The organism is Actinomadura sp. NPDC048394, from assembly GCF_040651755.1.
Classification (GTDB): Bacteria; Actinomycetota; Actinomycetes; order Streptosporangiales; family Streptosporangiaceae; genus Spirillospora; species Spirillospora montaniterrae.
This window is the reverse complement of the sequence record NZ_JBEZJL010000042.1, coordinates 1-20,542: the sequence shown is the minus strand read 5'-3', so window position 1 is coordinate 20,542 and position 20,542 is coordinate 1. Positions and strand designations below refer to the sequence as shown.

At 73.7% G+C, this 20,542-nt stretch carries 21 protein-coding genes and 1 pseudogene; 12 read left to right on the top strand and 10 right to left on the bottom strand.

The window, feature by feature from the left end; all coding sequences use genetic code 11:
• Positions 1-138: 138 nt before the first annotated feature.
• The gene (locus AB0C78_RS28665) at positions 139-795 is read right to left on the bottom strand and encodes a TetR/AcrR family transcriptional regulator (RefSeq protein ID WP_360753637.1); all 657 of its coding nucleotides are present in this window, start codon (positions 793-795) and stop codon (positions 139-141) included.
• A gap of 114 nt (positions 796-909) precedes the next feature.
• On the opposite strand from AB0C78_RS28665, the gene AB0C78_RS28660 reads away from it, so the two are divergent.
• From AB0C78_RS28660 to AB0C78_RS28650, 3 genes and pseudogenes are all read left to right on the top strand, one after another.
• Positions 910-1,779: an alpha/beta fold hydrolase gene (locus tag AB0C78_RS28660; protein ID WP_360753635.1), complete on the top strand. Its 870-nt coding sequence runs from the start codon at positions 910-912 to the stop codon at positions 1,777-1,779.
• Positions 1,780-1,820: 41 nt separating this feature from the next.
• Positions 1,821-1,976, top strand: a pseudogene (locus AB0C78_RS28655) (methyltransferase domain-containing protein); the annotation flags it as partial.
• Between the two features lie 70 nt (positions 1,977-2,046).
• Positions 2,047-2,394 carry a hypothetical protein gene (locus tag AB0C78_RS28650; protein WP_360753633.1) on the top strand — a complete coding sequence of 116 codons (348 nt, stop codon included), beginning with the start codon at positions 2,047-2,049 and terminating at the stop codon, positions 2,392-2,394.
• Here the strand turns inward: AB0C78_RS28650 and AB0C78_RS28645 are convergent.
• Positions 2,357-3,679, bottom strand: coding sequence for an ATP-binding protein (locus AB0C78_RS28645; RefSeq protein WP_360753631.1), 1,323 nt, complete (start codon positions 3,677-3,679; stop codon positions 2,357-2,359). The two genes, AB0C78_RS28650 and AB0C78_RS28645, sit on opposite strands and share 38 nt — an antisense overlap.
• On the bottom strand, positions 3,679-4,341 hold the full coding sequence (locus AB0C78_RS28640; RefSeq protein ID WP_360753629.1) for a response regulator transcription factor: 663 nt from the start codon (positions 4,339-4,341) through the stop codon (positions 3,679-3,681). Before AB0C78_RS28640 ends, AB0C78_RS28645 begins: the two co-directional genes overlap by 1 nt.
• 142 nt (positions 4,342-4,483) lie before the next feature.
• Between AB0C78_RS28640 and AB0C78_RS28635 the strand changes: the two genes are divergently transcribed.
• Positions 4,484-5,062 carry a hypothetical protein gene (locus AB0C78_RS28635; protein ID WP_360753627.1) on the top strand — a complete coding sequence of 193 codons (579 nt, stop codon included), beginning with the start codon at positions 4,484-4,486 and terminating at the stop codon, positions 5,060-5,062.
• An 82-nt stretch (positions 5,063-5,144) separates the two neighbouring features.
• Here AB0C78_RS28635 and AB0C78_RS28630 read toward each other — a convergent pair whose 3' ends face one another.
• The 5 genes from AB0C78_RS28630 to AB0C78_RS28610 all read right to left on the bottom strand — a co-directional run bounded on the left by AB0C78_RS28630 (position 5,145) and on the right by AB0C78_RS28610 (position 10,607).
• The gene (locus tag AB0C78_RS28630) at positions 5,145-6,380 is read right to left on the bottom strand and encodes an ABC transporter permease (protein ID WP_360753624.1); all 1,236 of its coding nucleotides are present in this window, start codon (positions 6,378-6,380) and stop codon (positions 5,145-5,147) included.
• The gene (locus AB0C78_RS28625; protein WP_360753622.1) at positions 6,377-7,174 is read right to left on the bottom strand and encodes an ABC transporter ATP-binding protein; all 798 of its coding nucleotides are present in this window, start codon (positions 7,172-7,174) and stop codon (positions 6,377-6,379) included. Before AB0C78_RS28625 ends, AB0C78_RS28630 begins: the two co-directional genes overlap by 4 nt.
• A complete protein-coding gene (locus tag AB0C78_RS28620) occupies positions 7,171-8,331 on the bottom strand; it encodes a peptidoglycan-binding protein (RefSeq protein ID WP_360753619.1) in 1,161 nt (386 codons plus the stop codon). Before AB0C78_RS28620 ends, AB0C78_RS28625 begins: the two co-directional genes overlap by 4 nt.
• A 118-nt stretch (positions 8,332-8,449) precedes the next feature.
• Complete coding sequence (locus AB0C78_RS28615; RefSeq protein WP_360753616.1) at positions 8,450-9,109, bottom strand: methyltransferase domain-containing protein; 660 nt, start codon at positions 9,107-9,109, stop codon at positions 8,450-8,452.
• Positions 9,110-9,212: 103 nt separating this feature from the next.
• Entirely contained in the window at positions 9,213-10,607 is a 1,395-nt protein-coding gene (locus tag AB0C78_RS28610) for an MFS transporter (protein WP_360753613.1), read from the bottom strand.
• An 88-nt stretch (positions 10,608-10,695) separates the two neighbouring features.
• Here AB0C78_RS28610 and AB0C78_RS28605 point away from each other — a divergent pair, with 88 nt between their 5' ends.
• From AB0C78_RS28605 to AB0C78_RS28585, 5 genes are all read left to right on the top strand, one after another.
• Positions 10,696-11,286, top strand: coding sequence for a TetR/AcrR family transcriptional regulator (locus AB0C78_RS28605; RefSeq protein WP_360753610.1), 591 nt, complete (start codon positions 10,696-10,698; stop codon positions 11,284-11,286).
• Positions 11,287-11,388: 102 nt separating this feature from the next.
• The gene (locus AB0C78_RS28600; RefSeq protein WP_360753608.1) at positions 11,389-12,042 is read left to right on the top strand and encodes a TetR/AcrR family transcriptional regulator; all 654 of its coding nucleotides are present in this window, start codon (positions 11,389-11,391) and stop codon (positions 12,040-12,042) included.
• A gap of 315 nt (positions 12,043-12,357) precedes the next feature.
• Positions 12,358-13,047 carry a hypothetical protein gene (locus tag AB0C78_RS28595; RefSeq protein ID WP_360753605.1) on the top strand — a complete coding sequence of 230 codons (690 nt, stop codon included), beginning with the start codon at positions 12,358-12,360 and terminating at the stop codon, positions 13,045-13,047.
• Positions 13,048-13,339: 292 nt separating this feature from the next.
• The gene (locus AB0C78_RS28590) at positions 13,340-14,110 is read left to right on the top strand and encodes a hypothetical protein (RefSeq protein ID WP_360753603.1); all 771 of its coding nucleotides are present in this window, start codon (positions 13,340-13,342) and stop codon (positions 14,108-14,110) included.
• 67 nt (positions 14,111-14,177) lie between these two features.
• The gene (locus AB0C78_RS28585) at positions 14,178-14,996 is read left to right on the top strand and encodes a hypothetical protein (RefSeq protein ID WP_360753600.1); all 819 of its coding nucleotides are present in this window, start codon (positions 14,178-14,180) and stop codon (positions 14,994-14,996) included.
• Positions 14,997-15,110: 114 nt separating this feature from the next.
• Here the strand turns inward: AB0C78_RS28585 and AB0C78_RS28580 are convergent, their stop codons facing one another.
• Positions 15,111-16,289, bottom strand: a complete 1,179-nt coding sequence (locus tag AB0C78_RS28580; RefSeq protein WP_360753598.1) for a HAMP domain-containing sensor histidine kinase — start codon at positions 16,287-16,289, stop codon at positions 15,111-15,113.
• The gene (locus AB0C78_RS28575; RefSeq protein WP_151541790.1) at positions 16,289-16,951 is read right to left on the bottom strand and encodes a response regulator transcription factor; all 663 of its coding nucleotides are present in this window, start codon (positions 16,949-16,951) and stop codon (positions 16,289-16,291) included. The genes AB0C78_RS28580 and AB0C78_RS28575 overlap by 1 nt, the downstream gene beginning before the upstream one ends.
• Positions 16,952-17,137: 186 nt before the next feature.
• Between AB0C78_RS28575 and AB0C78_RS28570 the strand changes: the two genes are divergently transcribed.
• The 3 genes from AB0C78_RS28570 to AB0C78_RS28560 are packed head-to-tail and all read left to right on the top strand — an operon-like array spanning position 17,138 to position 20,420.
• Positions 17,138-18,073 carry an ATP-binding cassette domain-containing protein gene (locus AB0C78_RS28570; RefSeq protein ID WP_360753595.1) on the top strand — a complete coding sequence of 312 codons (936 nt, stop codon included), beginning with the start codon at positions 17,138-17,140 and terminating at the stop codon, positions 18,071-18,073.
• Positions 18,070-19,641 carry an ABC transporter permease subunit gene (locus AB0C78_RS28565; RefSeq protein WP_360753592.1) on the top strand — a complete coding sequence of 524 codons (1,572 nt, stop codon included), beginning with the start codon at positions 18,070-18,072 and terminating at the stop codon, positions 19,639-19,641. The genes AB0C78_RS28570 and AB0C78_RS28565 overlap by 4 nt, the downstream gene beginning before the upstream one ends.
• 2 nt (positions 19,642-19,643) lie before the next feature.
• Positions 19,644-20,420 carry an ABC transporter permease gene (locus AB0C78_RS28560; protein WP_360753793.1) on the top strand — a complete coding sequence of 259 codons (777 nt, stop codon included), beginning with the start codon at positions 19,644-19,646 and terminating at the stop codon, positions 20,418-20,420.
• Positions 20,421-20,542: the final 122 nt, after the last annotated feature.

Below are 20,542 nucleotides of genomic sequence, written 5' to 3'. Positions count from 1 at the left end.
CGGTGCGCGCCGCACGGCCGTCGACGATCACGGACGCGGGGCCGGGGCCGCCGCAGCACGTTCCTCATGCGGCGAGAAGACCGCCAAGCGGCTCCGCGAGCCGCGGGCGGGCGAGGGGCTGCGCTCCGTCCAGTGCGGTCAGGCGGACCCGACGCCGGCGCGGACGACGGTGTAGAAGGCGCTGAGGTCGCGGATCAGCGCTTCGACGTGCTCGTGGTCGCGGGGATCGGCGTCCAGCAGCCAGTCGGAGATGAGGTCGAACAGCCCGCCGACGAGACCGATCGCGATGCGCCGCACGTCCGGGCCGGGGGACGCGACGCCGTGCCGGTCCCACAGCGACTCGACGAACGCGGCGGCCCAGCGCCGGTTCCGGCGGCGCTGCCGCTCGACGGCCGCGGAGATGGCGCCCGCGCCGCCGAACGTGACCAGCGCGCGGCGCGGGTCGTCGATCAGGGCGTGCGCGAAGGCCTCGACCAGCATCCGCTCGGCCTGTTCACCGTCGGCACGGACCGTTTCGAGGCGTTCGAGCATGTACGCCTGGAGCTGCTCGGTGATCTCCTGCAGCAGGGCGATGTAGCAGTCCTCGCGGCCGTCGAACGTCTCGTAGAAGCCCTTGGTGCCGACGTAGGCGTGCTGGCAGATCTGCTCGATCGAGGTGCCGTGGTAGCCCTGCTCGGCGAACAGCTCCAGCGCCGAGTCCAGGAGCTGCCGGCGACGCTGCTCGCGGCGCTGCTCGGCGTCGAGCCCCCGGATCCGCCGCGGCCGTGCCCCGGTCGCGGGCTTCCCAGCGTTCATCGCAGGTGAGTCTACCGGCGGAGGGAACACCCGCGATTTATCAACAAGGCACCTTGTTCGGAACAAGGCACCATGTTCTACTGGCGTCGCCACCCCCCGACCATGGAGGCCACCATGGGCTTCAGCTCGTTCCGGAGAACACTCGGCATCTGCCTGGCCGCGCTGGCCGCCGTGCCGGTGCTGCAGGCCGCCCCCGCGTCCGCCGCGTCCTCGTCCGGGTTCAACGACTACGACTGCCGCCCTTCGGCGGCGCACCCGAACCCCGTCGTGCTCCTGCACGGGCTCGGCGGGAACGGCCCCGGCAACTTCCTCACGCTCGGCCCGGCGCTCGCGGCGGCCGGATACTGCGTCTACGCCGAGACCTACGGCGAGGCTCTACCGCCGATCCCGGTGGGCGGCTTCCAGCCGATCGACTCCTCGGCCCGGGAAGTCTCGGCCCTGATCGACAAGGTCCTCACCAGGACGGGCGCGTCGAAGGTGGATCTCATCGGGCACTCCGAGGGCGGATTCCTGTCGCTCTACATCCCCAAGTTCGTCCCCGGCCAGGCCGCCGAGATCGACCGGGTGGTGGCGATCGCTCCGCCGACGCACGGCACCTCCTTCGCCGGCCTGGTCGCGATCGCACGCGGGCTCGGCATCATGGACCAGGTCGACCAGGTGATGGCGACGGCCGGCTGCAAGGCCTGCACGGAACTGACCACCGGCGCGCCGACCGTCGCGAAGCTCGGCAGCGGCCCGATCACCCGGCCCGGCATCACCTACACCGTGATCGCCTCGACCTCTGACGTCCTGGTCACCCCGAAGGGCGTCTCCTTCGTCGACGAACCCGGCGTCACCAACACCTACGTCCAGGACCACTGCCCCGACGACCCCGTCGGGCACATCGGCCTCGCCTACGACTCCGCCGTGGCCGACCTGGTCGCCAACGCCATCGACCCCGCACATCCGCGCCCCATCACCTGCGGAACCGGACTACCGTTCTGAACCCGCCGGTGTCCTTGACGCGGAATGCGCTATGGCTCCCAATGGGGGGATGGCTGCTCGCGCCGGGCCCGCGGGACCGGCTGCTCGATGTCGGCTGCGGACGCGGCGCGGTGCTGGCGCGGATCGCTCCGCTGGTCAGGGAAGCGGTCGGGATCGACATCTCCCAGCGGATGGTCGCGATGGCGCGGGAGAACCTGGACAGGGCGAGGAACGGGGGGCCGCTGTGCGATCTCGATCTTCGGCCGGCCCGGGGCGGGGTGGCAGGCGGTGGACGAGGCGTTCCTCCCGTACCTGCCGGCCGGGACGCGCGACGCGCGGGCCGAGGGACCGCTGAGCCCGCGCAGCACCGACGAGCAGGCCGAAGCCCTTCTCACCGCCGCCGGATTCACCGGCGTCCGGACCGTCTCCCGACGCCTCCGCACGCGGTTCGCGACGGTCGAGCAGTGGGAGGCGTTCTCCTGGTCGACCGGCCAGCGCGCCATGTGGGCCGCGATGCCCGATGCCGACCGGCCCGCACTCCGCGCGGCGGTCGCCGACCTGCTGCGCTCCTCACCGCACCCCGACGGCGGTTACGTCCTCAGCCAGGACGTCCGCTACCTCGTCGGCCACGCCTGAGCCCGCGCTCGGCCGCAGGGTCGCGCAACGCGTCGCCGGACGGTACCGGGGGGAACGCGGTCTCGATGAGCAGGCCGCCGCCCGTCCTCGGCCGGGCGGTGATCTCGGCGCCGTGCGCGGTGGCGATGGCGTCGACGATGGACAGGCCCAGGCCGTGGCCGTTGTCGCGGCGCACCCGGCGTTCGTCCAGGCGGAGGAAGGGCTGGAACAGCCGGTCGACGGCCTCGGGCGGGACGTCCGGGCCGGTGTTGGCCACCGCCAGGACCGTGCGTCCCTCCCTGGTCCCGATCCTGACGTCGATCTTCCCGCCCGCGACGTTGTGGCGCACGGCGTTGTCGACCAGGTTGGACAGGAGCCGCCGTACGAGCACCTTGTCGCCGAGCAGCGGCGCGCGCTGCGTCGTTACGTCCACCGACAGGCCCCGCCGCGCGGCCTCCGGACGGGCGGCGCGGACGACTTCGCCGGTGACGTCCGCCAGGTCGACGGTCTCGCGTTCGCCGAGACCGCCCTGGCTGCTCGCCAGGGTGAGCAGCGCCTCCAGGAGGCCTTCCTGCTCGGCGTTGGAGGCGAGCACCTCCGCGACGACCTCGCGCCAGGTCTCGGCGGTGGCGCCGGGGTCGTCGAGGGCGACCTGCAGCATGGCGCGCTCCCTGGTCAGCGGGGTGCGCAGCTCGTGCGAGGCGTTGGCGACGAAGTCCCGCTGAGCGCCGAAGGAGGCCTCGAGGCGCTCGAACAGCTCGTCGAGGGTGTCGCCGAGTGCCTTGAGCTCGTCCTCGGGGCCGCGGAGGGCCAGCCGGCTGTGCAGGCTGCTGGCCGAGATGCGGCGGGCGGCCGCGGTGATCAGCGCGAGCGGGCGCAGGACGCGTCCGGCCGCGAACCAGCCGAGCACGAGCGCGATCAGGGTGACGATCGCCTGGGCGGCGGGCGCCTCGATCAGCACCCGGTGCAGGTCGCTCGCGGCCATCTGCTTGGCCAGTGCGGACTCGAGGCCGGCGAGGTCCGGCAGCCGTCCGTCGGGAAGCTGCTCCTTGCTGAGCGGACCGCCGCCGGAGACGGAGACGTCACCTGGCGGAAGGGCCGCCTCGTTGATGTGCCCGACGGGGTTGATGGCGTGTTCGACGAGCACGTACGTGATGGCGAGGAGGATCACTCCGCAGGCGAAGAACAGCCCGCCGTACAGGAGGGTCAGGCGTAGGCGGGCGGTGCGGTGCGGCAGGCGCAGCCATGCGGGGCGACGTCGCGGGCCCGGCCGGGTGAGGGACGGGCCGCGCCGGTCAGAGGGCATCACGCGTCTCCGATGCGGTAGCCGCTGTCGCGGACGGTCTCGATCAGGGGCGGGTCGCCGAGTTTGGCGCGCAGCCTGGCCATGGTGGTCTTCACGGTGGTGGTGAACGGGTCGATGGCCTCGTCCCACACCCGCTGGAGGAGTTCCTCCGCGCGCACGGGCCGGCCGCCGGCCCGCAGCAGGCACTCCAGCACGGCGAACTCCTTCGGCGTCAGCGCCAGCTTCCGCCCGGCGCGGGCCGCCGCTCGGCGTTCCGGGTCCAGGACGAGGTCCGCGAAGCCGAGGGTGTCCGGCGGCGGAGGGCCGGGGCGCCGGGCGAGCGCCTGGACGCGGGCCACCAGCTCGGTGAAGTCGAACGGCTTGGGCAGGTAGTCGTCGGCGCCCAGCGTCAGGCCCTCGACCCGTTCGCGTACGGACCGCGCCGCGGTGAGCATCAGGATCCGGCTCGCCGAGCGGTCGGCGGTCAGGCGGCGGCAGATCTCGTCGCCGTGCACGCCGGGCAGGTCCCGGTCCAGGACCACGACGTCGAAGGTGTGCACGGCCAGCTTGTCGAGGGCGTCGCCACCGTCGAGGGCGATGTCGGCCGCCATTCCGTGCCGGCGCAGTCCCGCGGCCAGCGCGCGGGCCAGCCGGTCGTCGTCTTCGGCGATCAGGACTCTCATCGGCGCTCACCGGTTCCAGCATCGCAGGTCTTCGCGGAACGGCCTTCGAAGGTGACAGCCAGGTGACATTGTCACCTTCCTGTCACCGCCCGCCCCCTAGACCTGATTGTGACGGTGCTCTGCCGCAAAAAGGAGACTCGAAATGAGCGGACGCAGGACGCACGGCTCCTCTGGTCGCGCACGCGACCAGCAGCGATCCGGATTGGGGCTCGCTGCCGGCCCGGTCACGGTGACCCTGATATGCCTGCTGGGAACGGCCTGCGGGAGCGGCTCATCTGCGGACAAGACCGCCACCAGCGGCCCCACCCCCTCGGACGGAGGGCGCCGGGAGGCGGCACTCACCTATGCGAAATGCATGCGCGCGCACCATGTGAAGGATTTCCCCGACCCGGACACCAGCGGAAACTTCGACGTGAGCAGCGAGCCCAGCAGCGGCCAGGAAGCGGACGCCAATCGGGCCTGCAACCACCTGCTGGACGTCGGCGGCCAACTGAACGCGGCGCAGACGCAGCGCACACTCGCCAACCTCCTGAAATACTCCCGGTGCATGCGGGCGCATGGTGTGCCGAATTTCCCGGACCCGCGGACGACCACCGGCGGGATCGGAGTACCCGGCGGGTTCACCTTTGACACGGCAGGCCGGAATCTCGGCCAGAAGTCCGCGCGGTACCAGGCCGCCGCCCGAACCTGCGAACCGTTCGCGGAGCATTCCAAGGGATAACGGAGTCCTTCCAAGGGTTAACGGCGCATTCCAAGGGATGAGGCGAGTTAAAAGGCCGCGCACCGGCGCGGCGTCGTGCCGGTCATATGCTCAGCAGCGCGCGGGTGGGGGGCATGCGGGCCGCGCGGACGGCGGGCAGCAGCCCGGCCAGCGCACCGGTGACGACCGCCGCGGCCAGACCGCCGGCCCAGTCCTGCGGCGGGATGATGATGGCCTCGCCGTGGGTGCGCGCATAGGCGGCGGTGACGGCCGCACCCGCGACGACCCCGGCGACGCCGCCGATGAAGGAGAGCAGGACCGCCTCGGCGAGGAACTGGGCGCGCACCTGGCCTCGGGTGGCGCCCAGCGCTCGGCGCAGCCCGATCTCCCGGCGGCGCTCCAGCACCGAGATGACCATGATGTTGGCGACCCCGATCGCCCCGACGAGCAGCGCCACCGCGCCCAGTCCGAGGAACAGGGTGTTCAGCGCGCCCTGCGCGTCGGCCCGGGCCTTCAGGACGTCCGAGGGCCGCGAGACGTCGACCTGCCCGGGGTGCTCCGGGTCGGCCTGCCGGGCGAGCATGCCGCCGACCGCGGTGGTGGCGGCGAGGGTGTCGACCGTCCGCACGTAGATCTGCGACGGGTGCCCGTCGAAGTGCAGGTACGTCTCGGCCGCCGGGAAACCGACCAGCACCGCCGAGTCGAGGTCGGGGGCGTAGACGGCGGTAGCGAGGACACCGGTCACGTAGAACCATTGCCCGCCGACCCAGATCCGCGTCCCGGGCCGGACCCGGTCAAGGCCGAGCCGCTGCGCGGCGGCGGCGCCGAGCACCGCGACGGGCCGCCGTGCGGTCGCCGCGTTCAGGTACCGGCCCTGCGCGATCCCGGTGCCGGCCGCCGCGGGCAGGTCGAGGGTGGCGGCTTCCACGCTGAGCGCGTTCGTCTGGACCGCGGGGACGAGCGGGGACCGGTAGGCGCTCGCGCCGTCGACGGTGCCGGTGGCCTGCACGGCGGTGACCCCGGGGAGCCGGGCGATCATGTCCGGTGCCGCCTCCGGCAGCTCGGCGGGCCGGCCGGCCGGGTTCTGCCCGCTGCTCGCGGTCAGCAGGTTGGTTCCGAGCCTGGAGATCTCGGCCAGCAGCGCGGCCTTGGCGGAGGCCGTCAGGCCCAGGACCGCCACGATCGCCGCGACGCCGATGGCGATGCCGGCCGCCGACAGCCCGGCGCGGAGCCTGCGCGTCAGCAGCCCGGCGCCGGCCAGGCCGGCCAGGTCGGAGAGGCTCAACCGGGGCGCGGCCGGGACGTCCGGGACGGCCGGCCGGGGCGACGGGGTGTTCATGACGGTCCCTCCCGATCGGAACGGCACCGGACCGTCCCGCCTCCGGCCCCGGTGCCGGCGGCCGGCGTGCCCGCTCCGCCATCCGCGACGACATGCCCGTCGAGCATCTGGACGCAGCGCCGGGCCCGGGCCGCGACCGCGTCGTCGTGGGTGATGAGGACGATCGTCGTCCCGGCCGCGTTCAGCTCCTCCAGCAGGGCCAGGATGGTGGCGCCGGTGGCGGAGTCGAGGTTCCCGGTCGGTTCGTCGGCCAGGACCACCGGCGGGGAGCCCGCCACCGCCCGGGCGATCGCGATCCGTTGCCGCTCGCCGCCCGACAGCTGGGTCGGCAGGGCGGTGGCCCGGTGCGCCAGGCCGACCCGTTCCAGGGCGCGTAGCGCGAGCCGTCGCCGCAGGCCGCGACGCACCCCGGCGTACAGCAGCCCGTCCGTTACGTTGCCGAGCACGGTCTGCTGCTCGGCGAGGAAGAACTGCTGGAACACGAACCCGATCCGGAACGCCCGCAGCGCCGCCAGCTCCCGGTCCGTCATCCGCGCCACGTCCAGTCCCGTGACGCTCACCCGGCCGGTGGTCGGCTGGTCAAGGGTGCCCATCAGGTGCAGCAGCGTCGACTTGCCCGACCCCGATGGGCCGATCACCGCCACCAGCTCCCCCGCGGCCACCCGCAGGCTCACCCGGTCCAGCGCACGCACAGGCGGAGTGCCCGCGTACGCCTTCGAGACGTCCTCCAGCTCCAGAACCGGCCTTTGCCTTTGGGCCCCGCCGACGGTCATGGTGGTCGTCTCGGCCGTCATGACGAAGCCACGACGACGCGCTGCCCGGGCACGAGAGCACCGGTCACCTGGACCAGCCCGTCGGAGTCGTCGAAGGTCGGGCCGACCGTCACCGGCACGTACCGCCGCGAGCTCCCCGGGCCCGCGACCTCGACGACGTAGCCGCCCGAAGCCTGCGCCATCAGCGCTGTCACCGGAACCACCAGCACGTCGTGCGCGGTACCGGTGACGATGTTGACTGTCACCGGCGCCTGGTCGAGCCGCCCCGCCGGACGCGGATCGGTCAGCGTCACCTGCACCGGGATCGTGGCGTTGGAGCTCCCTCCGCTCCCCGGCGCGACGGTCGCCACCGTGCCGACCCACGAGATCACACCTGGCACGTCCGCCCCGTCCGGCAGCGTCACCGTCACCTTGTCGCCCTTTCCGACCCGCGACTGGTCGGAGGCGGCGAGCGGGATCGTCACGACATGGCGGTCGGAGGTGGACGCCAGCACCGGGCCCGCCGCCGGACCGCCCGGCCTGCCGGTCACCCGGCTGATCCGCAGCGCCTCGGGCTCGAACACGACCTGCCCGAGGGGCAGGCTCCCCGAGGGAAGCGACACCCCCAGATGCCGCTTCAGCCGGCGCATTGCGGCCGCGGTCTCCCACGAGTAGTGATCCCACCCCTGCTCGGCCACGTCCGCACGGTCGGCGTGACCGAGACGCACCAGGTCCCGGTTGAGCTGGGCGACGTCGTGCCCGGTCATCCCCTCGCTCAGGGCGCGCCATGCCGGAACGGTGCCGTACAGGAGCACGACCGGGGTCCCGTCGTCCACCCTGTACAGCACTTCACCCTGGTGGACGACCGTTCCCGGCGCCGGCAGCCAGGTCAGTCTCCCGCTGCCTTGACCGGTCACCGGATAGGAGCCGGCGTACCCCAGCGTCGCGGTCACCGGCAGCACCGCCGACAGGTCCCGCCGGGCCACCACCGCCGTCGCCACCGAAGGCGCCGCCCCTCGACCGGGCGAGGCGGCCGGAGAGAACACCCCGGCCCGCCAGATCCACACTCCCCCGGCCAGCACCACGACCACCGCGCCCAGGGCGACCCAGCGGCCACGACCGCGCCGACCCCTTTCCGCGGCGAGCTCGATCTCCGCCCGCGGCACGGCCTCCGGCCCCTGCGAAACCGTCTCGTTCATCGTTCACCCCGGGAGCTTCGCGGCAGCGGACCACGGTCCGTGGCTCCTTGCCCGCAGTCCTACACCGGAGCGGGTGACAGGCAGGTGACACCCGGCTGGTGGGGGTCCGGGCGCGGGGTCAGCGCTCGGAGGGCCGGGTCGCGGTGCCGAGGATCTGGGGGGCGGCGGGCGGGGGCATCCCCGTGTCGGTGCGGCCGAGCGTGTCGAGCCGGTCGAGGACGAAGCCGGCGCGCTCGATCGCCGCGGCCGTGTCGCGGCCGGTGTGGCAGCCGCCGCTGATGAGCGGCCACACGGTGGCGTCCGCGATGCGCTGGACGCGGCGCCCGCCGGGCGTGCCGGCCCGGACGTGCTCGAAGAAGCGCAACTGCCCGCCCGGACGGAGGATACGGAAGAGTTCGGCGAGGGCCGCGTCCGGATCGGGCACGGTGCACAGCACCAGGCAGGCGACCGCCGCGTCGCAGGATCGGTCGTCCGCGGGGAGCCGGTCGGCGACGCCGTCGACGACCTCGACGGGCACCGGCGCCTGTTCCGCGGCGGAAGCGGCGAGGTGCCGGAGGTGGGCTTCGGGTTCGACCGCGAGGACCTCGGTGACGCCGGCCGGATAGTGGACGAAGTTGGCGCCGGCGCCCGCGCCGACCTCCAGGACCCGCCCGTGCAGCCCGTCGAGCAGCCTGGCTCGGTAGGGGCCGATGCCGCGCTCCATCAGCGGGCTCATCCGGGCGTAGAACCGCGCGAACAAGGGATGCCGCACGGGCGCCGGGTCCGTCTGGGACGTCATGGCTCCCCCTCCGATCAAGGACGCCCTACCCGCGTGGACGCTCCGCCGAACCGCCCATCGGCGGCCCGCCTCATGGCCGCGCCGCCGATGCCCGCGTGGCAGGTCAGGTCGCCTTCGGCCTGCCCGGCGTCAGGACGGCCGCCGCCGCGGCGGCCACGGCCGCGGCCACCGCGGCGAGGACGAAGCCGTCGGTGAAGCCGGACAGGGTGTCGCCGACGATGCTCGCCGCCGCGACGCTGGAGATCACCGCGGCGCCGACGGAGGCGCCGAACTCGTGGAAGGTGCTGACGATTCCGGAGGCGATGCCGGATTCGTGCGGAGCCACCTGCCCGAGCGCGGTCGCCGACGCCACGACGAAGATGGCGCCGGTGCCGGCGCCCGCGATCGCGATGCCGACCACCACGGTCGCGGGACGCATCGACAGGGCGGGCAGGGCCATACCGACGGCGGTGGTGAGCAGCCCGGCCACGCCGAGCAGGCGGGCGCCCGCCCTGGCGATCGCCCGTCCGGTGAGGTTCGCGCCCAGCATCGTCGCGCCCGCGACCGGGAGGAACAGCAGCCCGGTGCGCAGGGCGCCGTAGCCCCGGCCGTGCTGGAAGTAGAACGTGCCGAGGAAGAAGACCGCGATCATCAGGGCGGTCGCCATCGCGATGAGGAACGTGCCGGTGGCGACCGGCCGCCGCACCAGCAGGACGACGTCCATCATCGGCGACGCGGCGGTCTTCTGCCGCACCGCGAACGCCAGGTAGCCGGCGGCGGCCGCGAGCACCAGCCCGCCGGTCGCGGCGGTGGCCCAGCCGTGGTCGCCGGCGCGGTTGACCGCGTAGATCAGGACGCTGGACGAGGCGGTGACCAGCACCGCTCCGAGCACGTCGAGCCGGGGCCGGGGCGCGACCGCGTGCCGCCGGGGCAGCATCCGGGTGAGCGCGACGAGGATCACCAGTCCGACGGGCACGTTGACGAAGAACACCCACGGCCAGCCGGGACCCGCGGTGAGCAGGCCGCCGAGCAGCACGCCGAGGGCGGCGCCGCCCCCGCCGAGCGCGGACCAGACGCCCAGCGCCTTGTTCCGCTCGTCGCCGTCGAACATGCTCACCACGAGCGACAGCGCCGACGGGGACAGCATCGCCGCGCCGACGCCCTGCGCGATGCGGCCGCCGAGCAGCACGCCGGCCGATCCGGCGAGGCCGGTCGTGAGGGACGCCGCCGTGAAGACCAGCAGCCCGGCGAGGACGACCCTCCTGGCCCCGAGCAGGTCGGCGGCGCGCCCGCCGAGCAGCATCAGGCCGCCGAAGGCGAGCGTGTAGGCGCTGACCGTCCAGGTCACGGCCTGGCGGCTCAGCCCGAGGTCGGTCTCGATGTGCGGCAGCGCGATGGCGACGACGGTGACGTCGAGGATCAGCATCAGCTGGGCCACGCCGAGGAATCCCAGGATGCGCCATCGCCGTGGATGGGCCGTCCCTGCCTGCGCCGGCGTGCCCCGGACCTCCTGTGTCATCAGAGCCCTCCCCTAATTCGTATGCCTGAGTACGAGTTACACGAGGGGAGCGTAACACGTATGTCTCAGTACGAGTTAGGATGCGGAGATGCCTTCCGCCGCCGGTCCGCGTCGCCGTGCAGACGCCGAGCGCAGCATCGCCCGCATCGTCACCGCGGCCCGCGAGCGGCTCAGCGGCGACCCGAACGCCGGGATCGACGACATCGCCAAGGCCGCCGGGGTCGGCCGGATGACGCTCTACGGCCACTTCCGCACCCGCGCCGACCTGGTCGAGGCCGCTCTGGCCGACGCGCTGCGCGCCGGCGACGAGGCCCTGTCGGCCGTCGACCTGACGGGCGACGCGCGAGACGCCCTCGGCCGGCTGCTCGGCTCCAGCTGGACCCTCGTCGCCGAGTCCGCCGCGCTCCTGACGGCCGCTCAGGGCGTCCTCCCCGCCGAACGCATCCGCGCGCAGCACGCCGCCCCCGCCCAGCGAGTGGAGGAGCTCATCCGACGCGGGCAGGACGAGGGCGTCTTCCGCACCGATCTGCCGATCGCATGGCTGGTCAACGTCGTGCATTACGTCCTGCAAGGGGCCGCCGAGGAGAACCGCGCCGGACGCCTGAAGCCCGACGAGACCGCCCAGGTCGTGACCGCGACCGTGCAGTCGATCCTCACCCCGCCCGGCGCCCGTCGCTGACCATCGAGGCGGCCGCGCCGCAGCCGTCCTTTCGCCGATTGGAACCCACCGTAGAATCGTGGGTGGACCGCGGGTCCCAGGGAATCGGAATGGCGGCGGGTCATGAAGAAGCTCGACGGTGAACACCAAGGTCACGGCGGTGGGCGACTGCCGTCCGGACGGCACCGGCTGTCCCGCGACTATGTGGCCAGCAATCAGCGGGCGCGCATTCTGCAGGCGGTCATCGAAGCCGTCGGATCGGACGGTTACGCGCAGCTCACCATCGACACCATCGTCGGCAGGTCCGCGGTTTCCAAGAAGACGTTCTACGAGAATTTCAAAAGCAAGGAAGAGGCCTTTCTGGCCGCCTACGACTCGGTCACGGACCGGGTCCTGGAATTGGTGGTCGGCAGCGTCGACGCGGACGCGCCGCTGGCGGACCGGCTGCACGCCGGCCTGGGGGCCTTCCTGCAGTTCATCGCGGACGAGCCGCTGGCCGCGCGGATGTGCGTCGTCGAGGTGCTGGCGGCCGGCCCGGAGGCCGTGGAGCGCAGGGACCGGGTCAAACGGCTGTTCAGCGCGATGATGGTGGAGCACCTGCGGGCCCAGGTCCCGGACTACCCCGAACCCGAACTGACCGCCGAAGTCGCCGTCGGCGGGATGCACGAGGTCATCTTCGACCGGGTGAACCGGGGCGAGGCGCACACGCTGCCCGGCCTGCGGGAAGCATTGGTCAACGTGTTCGCGATCCCCCATCCGCCATCCGCGGACCACTGAGCCGGGTTGTCACTTTTGTGAGCGAAAGGGGATGGCCGGATACGGCCATGCCGCACCCGCGTCCGTAAATCGCCGAGCCCTCGGATGAGGCCGTGTGAGGTGGGTCACGCGCGCCTCCGCTTCGTGACGCAGCGCATTGGAGATGCCTCCTTTTCGCTACGCACCGTGCACGCTTTTCGGTCGCTGGACCGATGCCTCCAGGCGGCCCGAAATAAAGCCCTTCACGTTCTGGGTACGGCGTCGTTCTTGAGAAACGACGCAGTTTATGTTTCCTTTCGGGGGTCCTTCCCACCCCCGATCGAAAGGACAGGAAAGGTGCGGAAACCGTTCAAGATCGCCCTCCCCGCGCTGGGGGCGAGCGCGCTGCTGATCGCCGGCGCGTCCGCCGCGCTGGCCACCACGATCAGCTCCGGCGGCGCGCCCTACAACGGCGACGTCAAGGTCACCAACATCACGCCCACCAAGTTCTCGGGCAACGGCCCGGGCATCGGGCTGATCACCAGCACCTGCAACGCCGTCAGCCTGGTCGCCTCCGTGGTCTCCGACGGGTCCGGCGGGCAGCTCAAGAGCGCCTCGCTGACCAGCTGCACCAACAACTACGGCGGCAGCGACACCTACACCGTGAACAACCTGCCGTACAGCGGCGCCTCGGCGCACTACGACGCCGCCCACACCAACAACCGCGACGGCTACCTGACGATCAACGCGCCCAACAGCAGCGTGGACGTCAGGGCGGTGCTGCACCTGACGAACCTGGGCCGCACCGAGACCTGCCACTACGGGCTCACCACGACGACGCCCCTGACCATCGACCTGTTCAACAGCACCAACCCGAACCGGCCCGACACCGGCAACCCGCACTCGCAGGGACAGCTGACGGGCCAGCAGCTGCAGAAGATCTCCAACCCGGAGAACACCGCGGGCTGCCCGGCCGCCGTCTCGGGCAACGGCAAGTTCCAGGTGCTCACCGAGCCCGGCGGCGCCGACCTCACGATCGCGCCCTGACCCGGCACGGCGTCCCGGAACCGGCACGGCGTCCCCGAGCCGACGTCCGTGACCCGACGTCCGTGACCCGGCGTCCCTGAGCCGGCGTCCCTGACCCGGCGTTCCCGAGCCGGCCGACCCCGACCCGGTCGTCTCATCCACGCGCGGGGCACACCGTCCCCGCCCTGATCAGGCGGGGCCGCCCGGGCTCGAACGGCGGCCCCGCCCCTCCGAATCCCCGCTTCCCCGTCGACCGGCCCGCCCGCTGCGACGGGGCTTCCTTCCTCGCCGTCCCCACCCCCTGGAGAACGCTGTGCGATCCCTGTTCCACCGTGGCCGCAGCAGCCTGGCTTCGCTGGCCCTCGCCGCCGGCACCGCACTGTCCGGTGCCGCCCTCACCCCGTCCGCCTCGGCGGAGACGGTCCCGGCCTTCAGCTTCGCCAAGTGCCCGGCGCTGCCGTCCGGCGCCGACCCCACCTGGTGGAACTGCAACGTCGCGATCATCACCGGCGGGCAGTTCAAGCTCGGAAGGCTGGACCAGGCGATCACCTCGCCCATCACGCTGACCTACGCGGTCGGCTTCGATCCCGTGACGCTGGAGCAGAAGGTCATCGTCGGCGGCTTCCAGGCCGACAAGATGCTCGTCCGGCCGGGCATCTTCGGCGACCCCATCTTCACCGCCGTGTACGCCAAGCCCGAGTACGCCGGGTTCATGGACCTGCAGAACGGCGACGTCCTGCTGAACCTCAAGGTCAAGGTGATCAACCCGAACCTCGGCCCGTACTGCTCCATCGGCTCCAACGGCGACCCGATCAAGCTGCACCTGATCTTCGGTACCACCAGCCCGCCCCCGCCCAACCGGCCGATCTCGGGCAGCACCCCGGTCGACGTGTCGGCGGACCCGCCGGTGTTCAAGGCGACCATGGTCGACAACTCCTTCGCCGTCCCCGGCTCCTCCGGCTGCGGGCTGGGCGGAACCCTCAACTGGGTCGTGAACTCCCAGGCCGGAGTGCCTTCGGCCGCGGGCAACAACACCGCGGTCTTCAACCAGTACGTGAGCTACAAGCCGTACACCGACCTCTGACCCGGGCCGCCCCGCCCCGCCCTGCCCCGCCCCAAGACCCGGCCCGGAATCTCACCCTGGAGCTTCGATGACAGCAACGACCGTGCGGCGCCGCGCAGCGATGGCGCTGGGCGCGGTGACCGGCGCGATCGCCCTGACCGCGCACGCCGCCCCGGCCTCGGCCGCCCCCGCCCTCCCCGTCCGCGACCCCCTGCCCGCCGGGCTCACGTTCGAGGACTGCCCCGCGCTGCCCGCCGGCGCGGACCCGACGTGGTGGAACTGCAACGTCGCGGTGATCGCGGGCGGGCGGCTGCAGATCGGCACGATCGACCAGACGATCGACAAGCCCCTCCGGCTGACGTACGCGATCGGCTACGACCCCGCGACGCTCGAGCAGAAGATGATCGCGGTGCCGCTCAAGGGCGACCCGATCCGCGTCACCGGCGGCATCCTCGGCGTCCCCGGCACCGACGTCCTGCCGGTCCTGCAGGTCAACGCCAAGCCCGAGCTGGCCGCCGACCCGGAGTTCAACGTCGACGCCGACACCCTGCTGCGGCTCAAGCTCAAGGTCGGCGTGCAGAACCCCTTGGTCGGCGACCAGTGCACCATCGGCACCAAGGACGACCCGATCACCCTGAACCTGACGATCGGCACCACCAGCCCGCCTCCGCCCAACCAGCCGATCTCCGGCAGCCCGCCCGTCGACGTCTCCACCGACCCGCTGGTGTTCAAGCTGAAGCTCGTCGACAACGCCTTCGCGGTGCCGAAGTCCAGCGGCTGCGGCCCCGGCGGCCTGTTCAACGGCATCGTGGACTGGCGGGCCGGGCTGCCCGCCAAGGCCGGCACCAACACCGTGGTCTTCGACCAGTACCTGGCCTCGAAGGCCTACACCGACCTGCCCGCATAGCCGGCCCCTCGGCCGGCGGGACCGCCTGGAGCGGTCCTCGGCACGCCACGCCGGCTCGCCGTCCCTCCGGGCGGGGATGGCGAGCCGGCGTCCATGCTCCTCGTGCCTGCCGGGTCAGGGGCGTGGCGGGAAGGCCACCGTGATGTCCAAGCCGCCTTCGGGACGGGGCTCGGGGGTGAGGGTGGCGCCGTGGACACGGACGATGGCGCGGACGATCGCCAGGCCGAGCCCGTGCCCGCCGTCATGGCGGACCCGCTGGACGCCGAGCCGCTGGAAGGGCTGGAAGAGGCGGTCGACCTCGTCCGGCGGGACGAGCGGGCCGGTGTTGCCGACCGTCACGACGGTCCGCCCGCCCTTCACGGCGGTCGCGATCTCGACGGCGCCACCGTCGACATTGTGGCGGACGGCGTTGCCGACCAGGTTCGCCATCAAGCTCTCGGCCAGGGCGGGGTCGCCGGCGGCCGGCGCGGCTTCGAGGGCGGCGTCGATGCGGACGCCGCGCCGTTCGGCTTCGCCGCGGTGGTCCGCGATGGCCTTCCGCGCGATGCCGGCGAGGTCGAAGGGCTCCCAGCGTTCGATGCCGCGCTCGCTGCCGGCGAGGGTGAGCAGCGACTCGATGAGGCGCTCCTGCCGGTCGCCCCACTTGAGGGCCTTCTCGCAGGCCGACCGCAGCGTCTGCGCGGTGGCGTCCGGCTCGGCGAGCGCGACCTGCAGGACGGTCCGGCCGGCGGCGAGCGGCGTCCGCAGCTCGTGCGAGGCGTTGGCCACGAAGTTCCGCTGCGCCTGGAACGCCGCCTCCAGCCGCTCGAACAGGCCGTCGAGGGTCTCCCCGAGCTGCCGGAACTCGTCGCCGGGGCCGTCGAGGGCCAGCCGCTGGTGCAGGTCGCGGGCCGAGATGTCCCGCGCCGTGCTGGTGATCGTGCGCAGCGGCCGCAGGACGCGCCCGGCGATCAGCCGGCCGACCCCGAGGGCGAGGACGACCAGGACCGCGACCATGACGAGGCCCGCGACGTTCTGGCGCGCGTCGTGGGCGATGGTGCCGGCGACGGACGCGTGCGCGGGCCGGCCGCAGGGCTCAGGGGGCTGCGGAACGGACGGCGCAGCCGTGCAGCCGCCGCCCACGAGGACGTTCGGCTTGAAGATCACCGCGAGGGCGGCGAGGGCGGCGGCGGAGGTGCAGAACACGGCGGCGTAGAGGAGCGTGAGCTGGGTCCGCAGCGTCCGCCGCGGCACGCGCGGCCGGCGGAGCACGCGCGGCCGACGCAGCAGGCGCGGCGAGCGGGGCGGGCGCATCACGGCTCTCCGATCTGGTAGCCGCCCTCGCGGACGGTGCGGATGACGGGCGGGTCGCCGAGCTTGGCCCGCAGCCGCCGCATGGTCTGCTTGACCGCGGTGGTGAACGGGTCGGCCGCCTCGTCCCAGACGCGTTCCAGCAGTTCCTCGGCGGGCACGACCCGGCCGGCGGCGCCGAGCAGGCACTCCAGCAGCGCGAACTCCTTCGGGCTGAGCTCGAGGCGCCGCCCGGCGCGGAACGCGGTCCGGCGGCCGGGGTCGCAGGTCACGTCGCCGCATTCGAGCACCGGGGGCAGCGCGGTCGCGGGGCGGCGGCCGAGGGCGCGGACGCGCGCGACGAGCTCGGCGAAGTCGAAGGGCTTCGGGAGGTAGTCGTCGGCGCCGAGGCCGAGGCCCTCCACCCGGTCCCGGACCGTGCCGGCCGCGGTCAGCATCAGCACCCGGCTCCCGGATCCGCCGGCCGCGTGCCGCCGGCAGATCTCGTCGCCGTGCACGCCGGGCAGGTCCCGGTCCAGCACCACGACGTCGTAGCGGGTGCAGGCGAGCCGGTCGAGCGCGGCGTGCCCGTCGAGGGCGACGTCCACCGCCATGCCCTCGCGGCGCAGCCCGGCGGCGACGGCGGTGGCCAGGTCCTCGACGTCTTCGGCTACCAGCACTCTCATGATCGGTCCGTGGTCCTTCCCCGGCGGGCGGCCGGTCCGGCTCGGCGCGAGCGTACGCGGCGCGGCTCCGACGATGCCAGGCCGCCGGTATCAGCGGGGTTTCAGCGGCGGGCACCGTGCTGATACCGGCGCCCGCGTACAACCGCTTCCGGAGCGCAACGTCCACGAGCCCGGAAAGGCGGCCACATGAGCCAGGCGACCATCGAAGTCAGCGGCCTGCGCAAACGGTTCGGGCCAGCGACGGCGCTGGACGGCATGACGTTCACCGTCCGCCCGGGCCGGGTCACCGGGTTCGTCGGCCCGAACGGCGCCGGGAAGTCCACCACGATGCGGGTGATCGTGGGCCTGGACGCGCCCGACGCGGGGTCCGCGCTGATCGGCGGGCGGCCGTACCGGAGCCTGCGCCGTCCGCTGACCAGGGTCGGGTCGCTGCTGGACGCGGCGGCCGTCCAGCCGAGCCGCAGCGCCCGCAACCACCTGCTGTGGCTGGCCCGCTCGCAGGGCTTGGCCGCCGGACGGGTCGACGAGGTGATCGGGCGGGTCGGCCTGGAGCGGGCGGCGCGCCGCAGGGCGGGCGGGTTCTCCCTCGGCATGCGCCAGCGGCTGGGGATCGCGGCGGCGCTGCTCGGCGACCCGCCGGTGCTGCTGCTGGACGAACCGTTCAACGGCATGGACCCGGAGGGGATCGTCTGGATGCGCGGGCTCCTGCGGGCGCTGGCCGACGAGGGCCGGGCGGTGCTGGTGTCCAGCCACCTGATGAGCGAGCTGGAGGGCACCGCCGACCACGTGGTGATCGTCGGCCGGGGCAAGGTCATCGCGGACACGGGCGTGGCGGATCTGATCGCGCGGGTGTCCGCCGGGCGGGTCGCCGTGCGGACCCTCGCCCCGCCGCTGGCCACGGCCGTGCTGGTGGACGCGGGCGCCACCGTCGCCGCGACCGGGCCGGACACCCTGGCGGTCTCCGGGCTGCCGGCCGAGCGCGTCGTCGCGCTGCTCGGCGCGAACGCGGTGCCGTTCTCGGAGGTGGCGGCGCAGCGCGCGACGCTGGAGGAGGCGTACTTCGGATTGACCCGGGACGCGGTCGAGTACCGCGGCGAGCCGGCCGGGGAGGGCACGCGATGACCGCCCCGACGACGACGCCGCGCGAACCCCGGGTCCGGGCCGGCCGGGCGGGGTTCGGGGCGCTGCTGCGAGCCGAGTGGACCAAGTTCCGCACCGTCCGCGGCTGGACGATCGGCATGATCGTCGCGGTGCTGGTCACCATGGGCATCGCGCTGCTCGACCACAGCTCGTGCGGCGGCGTGACGGCACCGGGCGGCGCGGACGTGCCCGGCACGGGCTGCTCCGCCCCGGTGGGGCCGGACGGCAAGGCCGTCACCGACGCGTTCTCCTTCGTGCACCGGCCGCTGGACGGCGACGGAGACATCACCGTCCGCATGGCGTCGCTCACCGGCGGGCGGGGGCCGGCCGGTCTGCAGCCGTGGTCGAAGGCGGGGCTCATCGTCAAGGCGGGCACCCGTCCTGGGTCGGTGTACGCGGCGCTGGTCGTCACCGCCGGGCACGGCGTGCGGATGCAGTACGACTACACCGGCGACATCAAGGCCTCGCCTGGGGCCGTCCCGGCGGCGGCGTCGCCGCGGTGGCTGCGGCTCGTCCGATCCGGTGACGCCATCACCGGTTACCAGTCCGCCGACGGCGTTCGCTGGAGCGCGGTGGGCACGGTGCACCTGCACAGGTTGCCGCCGACCGTGCAGGCCGGGATGTTCGCCACCTCCCCGGCGTCCGCGCAGGGCGGCTCTACGCGGGGCGGCTCCGCGCAGTCGCTCGGCGGGTCGGGCGGGGGCGGCGCCCGCACCCTGGCCACCGCCCGCTTCGACCACATCGGCCTGCGCGGCGCGTGGCCGCCCGGCGCCTGGACCGGTACGCAGGTGGGAGGCGGGCCGTCGCCGGACGCCGGGTTCCGTCAGGCCGCCGGCACCGTCACCGTGACCGGGTCGGGGGACATCGCGCCCTACGTGCCCGCGGTGGACGGGGGCGGCGTCGCCGTCGAACGGACGCTCCTCGGGGCGTTCGGCGGCCTGATCGCGGTGATCGTCGTCGCGGCGCTCTTCATGACCGCCGAGCACCGCCGGGGCCTGCTCCGGGTCACCTTCACCGCCGTCCCGGGGCGGGGCCGGGTCCTGGCCGCGAAGGCGATCGTGATCGGCTCGGTGACCTTCGCCGCCGGCCTCGCCGGGAGCACCGCCGCGGTCCTGCTCGGCGAGCGGCTGCTGCGCTCCAACGGCGCCTTCGTCCTGCCGGTCGGCACACCCACCGAGATCCGCGCGGTCGCCGGGACCGCGGCGCTCCTGGCCGTCGCCGCCGTCCTCGCCCTCGCGGTGGGCACGATCCTGCGGCACGGCGCGGGCGCCGTCACCGCCGTCGTCACCGTGATGGTCGTGCCGTACTTCTTCGCGTCCCCGCTGTCGGTGCTGCCCGCCGGGGTCGCGGGCTGGCTGCTGCGGGTCACGCCGGCGGCGGCCTTCGCCGTCCAGCAGACCACGCCGCGCTACCCGCAGGTGAGCGCCCCCTACACGCCGGGCAACGGCTACTTCCCGCTACCGCCGTGGGCCGGATTCGCCGTGCTGTGCGGCTACACCGTGCTCGCCCTCGGGCTGGCCGCCGTCCTGCTCCGCAGGAGGGACGCGTGAGCATGCGGGAAGCGCTGCACGCGGAGTGGACGAAGCTGCGCACGGTGCCCAGCACGTTCTGGCTGCTGCTCGCCGTCATCGTCGTGACCGTGGCGCTGGGGCTCGTCGCGGACGCGGTGGCCCGGTGCCCGTCCGCGGGCTGCGGGCTGGATCCCGCCCGCACGAGCCTGGCCGGGGTCTACCTCGGGCAGGCGATCGTCGCCGTCCTCGCCGTCGCCGCGGTCAGCGGCGAGTACGGCAGCGGCCTGATCCGCGTCACGCTCACCGCCATGCCCCGCCGGACCGGCGTCCTCGCCGCCAAGGCCGTCACCGTCACCGGCGCGACGCTGGCGGCGGGCGTCCCCGCCGTGCTGGGCTCCCTGCTCGCCGGACGGCTCGTCCTGCCCGGCCACGGGTTCACCGCCGCGCACGGCCGTCCGCCGCTGTCGCCGGACGACGGGGCCGTGCTGCGCGCCGCCGCCGGGACGGTCCTCTACCTCGGGCTGATCGCCCTGCTCAGCCTGGGCGTCGCGGCCGCCGTGCGCGACGCCGCGGCGGCGATCGGGACCGTCCTCGGCCTGCTCTACCTCCTGCCGCTCCTCACCACCGTGCTCGGCGGCTCCCGCCTGGCCCGGCATCTGGAGCGGCTGTCGCCGATGACGGCCGGGCTCGCCGTCCAGGCGACGACCGGCCTGCGCGGCCTGCCGATCGCCCCCTGGGCGGGCCTCGGCGTCCTCGCCGCCTGGGCGACGGCGGCGCTCCTCATCGGCGGGCTGCTGCTCCACTTCCGCGACGCCTGACCGGGACGGGGCGGGGGGGGGGGGGGGGGGGGGGGGCGGCCCCCCCCCCGCGGGGCGCCCGGGGGCCCGCCGCCGCCGCCCGCGGTGCGGCGCCGCCCCCCCGCGCGCCCCGGGCCGCGCCC

Excerpts from the sequence above, each read along its gene's own strand:
- AB0C78_RS28665 (WP_360753637.1), bottom strand. The coding sequence starts at position 795 with ATGAACGCTGGGAAGCCCGCGACCGGGGCACGGCCGCGGCGGATCCGG.
- AB0C78_RS28660 (WP_360753635.1), top strand. The coding sequence starts at position 910 with ATGGGCTTCAGCTCGTTCCGGAGAACACTCGGCATCTGCCTGGCCGCG.
- AB0C78_RS28645 (WP_360753631.1), bottom strand. The coding sequence starts at position 3,679 with ATGCCCTCTGACCGGCGCGGCCCGTCCCTCACCCGGCCGGGCCCGCGA.
- AB0C78_RS28640 (WP_360753629.1), bottom strand. The coding sequence starts at position 4,341 with ATGAGAGTCCTGATCGCCGAAGACGACGACCGGCTGGCCCGCGCGCTG.
- AB0C78_RS28635 (WP_360753627.1), top strand. The coding sequence starts at position 4,484 with ATGAGCGGACGCAGGACGCACGGCTCCTCTGGTCGCGCACGCGACCAG.
- AB0C78_RS28630 (WP_360753624.1), bottom strand. The coding sequence starts at position 6,380 with ATGAACACCCCGTCGCCCCGGCCGGCCGTCCCGGACGTCCCGGCCGCG.
- AB0C78_RS28625 (WP_360753622.1), bottom strand. The coding sequence starts at position 7,174 with ATGACGGCCGAGACGACCACCATGACCGTCGGCGGGGCCCAAAGGCAA.
- AB0C78_RS28620 (WP_360753619.1), bottom strand. The coding sequence starts at position 8,331 with ATGAACGAGACGGTTTCGCAGGGGCCGGAGGCCGTGCCGCGGGCGGAG.
- AB0C78_RS28615 (WP_360753616.1), bottom strand. The coding sequence starts at position 9,109 with ATGACGTCCCAGACGGACCCGGCGCCCGTGCGGCATCCCTTGTTCGCG.
- AB0C78_RS28610 (WP_360753613.1), bottom strand. The coding sequence starts at position 10,607 with ATGACACAGGAGGTCCGGGGCACGCCGGCGCAGGCAGGGACGGCCCAT.
- AB0C78_RS28605 (WP_360753610.1), top strand. The coding sequence starts at position 10,696 with ATGCCTTCCGCCGCCGGTCCGCGTCGCCGTGCAGACGCCGAGCGCAGC.
- AB0C78_RS28600 (WP_360753608.1), top strand. The coding sequence starts at position 11,389 with ATGAAGAAGCTCGACGGTGAACACCAAGGTCACGGCGGTGGGCGACTG.
- AB0C78_RS28585 (WP_360753600.1), top strand. The coding sequence starts at position 14,178 with ATGACAGCAACGACCGTGCGGCGCCGCGCAGCGATGGCGCTGGGCGCG.
- AB0C78_RS28580 (WP_360753598.1), bottom strand. The coding sequence starts at position 16,289 with ATGCGCCCGCCCCGCTCGCCGCGCCTGCTGCGTCGGCCGCGCGTGCTC.
- AB0C78_RS28575 (WP_151541790.1), bottom strand. The coding sequence starts at position 16,951 with ATGAGAGTGCTGGTAGCCGAAGACGTCGAGGACCTGGCCACCGCCGTC.
- AB0C78_RS28570 (WP_360753595.1), top strand. The coding sequence starts at position 17,138 with ATGAGCCAGGCGACCATCGAAGTCAGCGGCCTGCGCAAACGGTTCGGG.
- AB0C78_RS28565 (WP_360753592.1), top strand. The coding sequence starts at position 18,070 with ATGACCGCCCCGACGACGACGCCGCGCGAACCCCGGGTCCGGGCCGGC.
- AB0C78_RS28560 (WP_360753793.1), top strand. The coding sequence starts at position 19,644 with ATGCGGGAAGCGCTGCACGCGGAGTGGACGAAGCTGCGCACGGTGCCC.